This window comes from Actinomadura sp. CNU-125 (genome assembly GCF_001942465.1).
Taxonomy (GTDB): Bacteria; Actinomycetota; Actinomycetes; order Streptosporangiales; family Streptosporangiaceae; genus Spirillospora.
Window position 1 is genome coordinate 1 of record NZ_MKJY01000425.1, and the last position, 3,032, is coordinate 3,032.

Annotated in this window: 3 protein-coding genes; 2 read left to right on the forward strand and 1 reads right to left on the reverse strand. The window is 74.1% G+C overall.

The genetic code is table 11. The features are described from left to right. Nucleotides 1-515 precede the first annotated feature (515 nt). On the reverse strand, nt 516-1,028 hold the full coding sequence (locus tag BJF79_RS35905; protein WP_075904107.1) for a hypothetical protein: 513 nt from the start codon (nt 1,026-1,028) through the stop codon (nt 516-518). 194 nt (nt 1,029-1,222) lie between these two features. Between BJF79_RS35905 and BJF79_RS35910 the strand changes: the two genes are divergently transcribed. Continuing rightward, nucleotides 1,223-1,888: a hypothetical protein gene (locus BJF79_RS35910; protein WP_075904109.1), complete on the forward strand. Its 666-nt coding sequence runs from the start codon at nt 1,223-1,225 to the stop codon at nt 1,886-1,888. Between the two features lie 95 nt (nt 1,889-1,983). Beyond that, nucleotides 1,984-2,832 carry an RICIN domain-containing protein gene (locus BJF79_RS35915; RefSeq protein WP_075904111.1) on the forward strand — a complete coding sequence of 283 codons (849 nt, stop codon included), beginning with the start codon at nt 1,984-1,986 and terminating at the stop codon, nt 2,830-2,832. Nucleotides 2,833-3,032 lie beyond the last annotated feature (200 nt).

The window sequence follows — 3,032 nt, forward strand, 5'->3', positions numbered from 1 at the left end:
ACTTCGCGGCCGACGCGCAGCACGCCGCCGACGCCATCACCCACGGGGAGACGAACCGATGACCAACAACACCACCGCCGGCGCGGACGCCATCGCCCCCGCTCCCGCCGCTTCCGCCGGATCCGGCGGATCCGCCCGCCCGCGCGACGCCAACGCGGACGTCGACGCCTCCGCTCCCGCCGGATCCGCGGTCGCGTCGGCTTCTCCGCGCGTGGGTCGACGCCGCCGCTTTCGCCGACCCCGCCCGTCCGACCGGAGGTGACGCCTACGGTGACGTCGGAGCCGTCGACCGGTGTGCCTCCGGCTGCGTCGTCCTCGGCTGCGCCTGCGGTGGCGGGTGCCGGGGCCGGTGGGACGGGCGGGGCGCAGGAGGCGGCGGTCGCGGGCATGGGGCTGAACATCGTCCACGTGCCCCCGACCAGGGACGCCCTGATCCACGCGTTGACGAACGTCGCCGCGCCGGAGATGACCGCGATCGGCGGGACGCGGCCCGCCACGCCGCGGGAGTTCCGCGATCACATGGCCAACGAGCTGACGAACGACCTGGAACGGCCGCCGTCCGAGCGGCGCTTCTGGCCGACGATCGAGGAGCGGCTCGGCGGTACGTGGTCGGACGGCGACCGGGCCATGGCGATCGAGATGGTCGGGTCTCCGCTGGGAATGGGCGGGGAGAACGTGACGCTCGCCGTGGGCGGGCCCGTCCTGGGGTTGCGCATCACGGTGGTGCGTCCGGACGGGACGTCGGTCGTGTTCGGGCCGGCGTCCGGACGGCCGGTCGTGCTGGTGGAGCTTCCCGGAGCGGGGCCGTTCACCGGGAAGTGGGCGGCGACCGAGCCCGTCACGGCGACGGACCCCGCGTCCGCCGCGCCGCCGTCCACGGCGCCGGTGGTGTCGCCGTCCACGGCGCCGGTCGCGGCGCCGTCCGTGGTGGCTGCTGCGGCGCTGGGGGTCAGGCCGCCGGTGTTGCGTCCTCCTTCGGAGCCGTCCGAAGGGGAGGTCTCCCCGATCGGTGTCTCGGCGGAGGACATCCCGCTGCGGCCCCTGCCGTCGGCCGCGTCCGCGCGTCGGCGCGCCAGCGCTGGCGGCCGAGGCACCGGCGACCGCCGCTTCGGGCGAACAACCGGCCAAACCGTCCGGGAAGAAGGGCAAGGGGGGCAAGGGCGGCAAGGCCGCGGCTCCCGCCGGAACGCTCACGGCTCCTCAGGGCGAGGTGCTCGGGGGGATGGGGCTGGGGCTGGTCCGGACTCCGCCTCGCGGCAGCCTGGTCCACGCGCTGCGGGCCGCGGCGCCCGGCGACTTCCAGCGGATCGGCGGGGGCGAACCGTCGGCGGGGGTGGAGCACTTCCGCGACTGGCTGGGCAACGAGCTGTCGGAGGACGCGCGCCGCGATCCGGCCGAACGGCGGTACTGGCCGCTGCTGGAGAGGCACTTCGCCGAACCGGCCGACGGCGGTGTGTGGACGGACGACGAGCGGGGCCGGCTGGTCACCGACATCCGGAATGGACGCGGCCCCGCGGACGAGGCCACCCTCGCGGCGGGTGCCGTCGTGCTGGGGCGGCCCTTCGTCGTCGTGCGTCCGGACGGTTCCCTGTCCGAGTTCGGGCCGGCCGGGGGAGGGCCGGCGGTGCTGGTGGAGTTGTCGAAGGCCGGAGCGGGTGCCGGACGGTGGGGATCGACCGAGCCCGCGTCGGGTGCGGCGGCTTCCGCGCCGTCGACCCCCCGGACGCCGCAGGGGGTGCGGCTGCCGCGCCCGAAGCCCTCGGTGAAGCCGGCGCCGCAGCCCGCGCGGCCGCCGCAGGCCAACCTCGGGGTCGATCCCTTCGCCGGGCGGGCCGGTAACGCCGAGCAGGCCGAAAGGCAGATTGAGCCCCCTGGCATCCACCCTTGATCGGCCGGGCCCGAACCGGCCGTCCTAACGATCCGACACATCGAGGAAGTACGAGTGAGCGAGCGGGACGACGTCGAGCGGAAGCGCGCCAGCGGATGAGCGTGGCCAACGCGTTCGATCGGCGTGCGTGGCAGCGGGGTGAGAAGCCGAAGGTGCAGACGCGGCTGCTGGCGGGCGGTGTCGCATTGGTCGTGGTGGCGGCGACGGTGTTCGGGGTCGGTGCGCTGATCTCCTACCAGCAGGGGAGGGAGGAGGACGAGCGCAAGAAGCGGGCGGCGCTGAACCAGCCGGCGAACCCGGTGGCGGTGTCGCCGTCGCCGAGCCCGTCGTCGAGCGCGTCGTCACCGTCGCCGTCCCGGTCGCCGCGCGGCGGCACGGAACGGGCGCCGGCCGCGGTGCCGAAGCGGACGACGTCCGGCCCCAAGACGGTGAAGAGGGCCACCGGGTCGCGGTTCCCCACCGGCCCGAACTTCTCGACCACCACGAAGGTGCTGCTGCACAACGTGATGACGGGCCTGTGCGCGGACGTCCCGGGGTTCGGCAAGGGGAAGGTGGACGGGCCGGTCGAGCAGTTCGCCTGCGACGGGTCCGCGAAGGACAACCAGCGCTGGGACCTGGTGGTCAACCAGAAGGGCGCGGGCCCGGACGGCGCGGATCTGTTCACCATCCGCAACGCCAAGGACGGCCTGTGCATGGACCTTCCGGGTTACGGACCGCCAGCGAAGACGGCGAAGGTCACCGAGTGGCGCTGCAACCCCGGCGGCGGCGACAACCAGATGTGGTACCTCGACCGGAAGAAGCCCGGCCGGTTCTGGATCCGCAACCAGTCGAGCGGGGGGCTGTGCCTGGACGTGGCGGGCGTGAACGGCGCCGGTGGTCCGGCGGCCGATCTCACGGTCTACCCCTGCGCGATGACGGGCGATCACCTGTGGTCCTTCTCCTGACGCGGCGCCGCACACCACCGGACGGCCGGAACCGACCCGTCGTCCGACCGATTCGACCAGCGAGGAAGTTCGAGTGAGCGAGCGGGACGACGTCGAGCGGAAGCGCGCCAGCGGATGAGCATCGCCAACGCGTTCGATCGGCGTGCGTGGCAGCGGGGTGAGAAGCCGAAGGTGCAGACGCGGCTGCTGGCGGGCGGTGT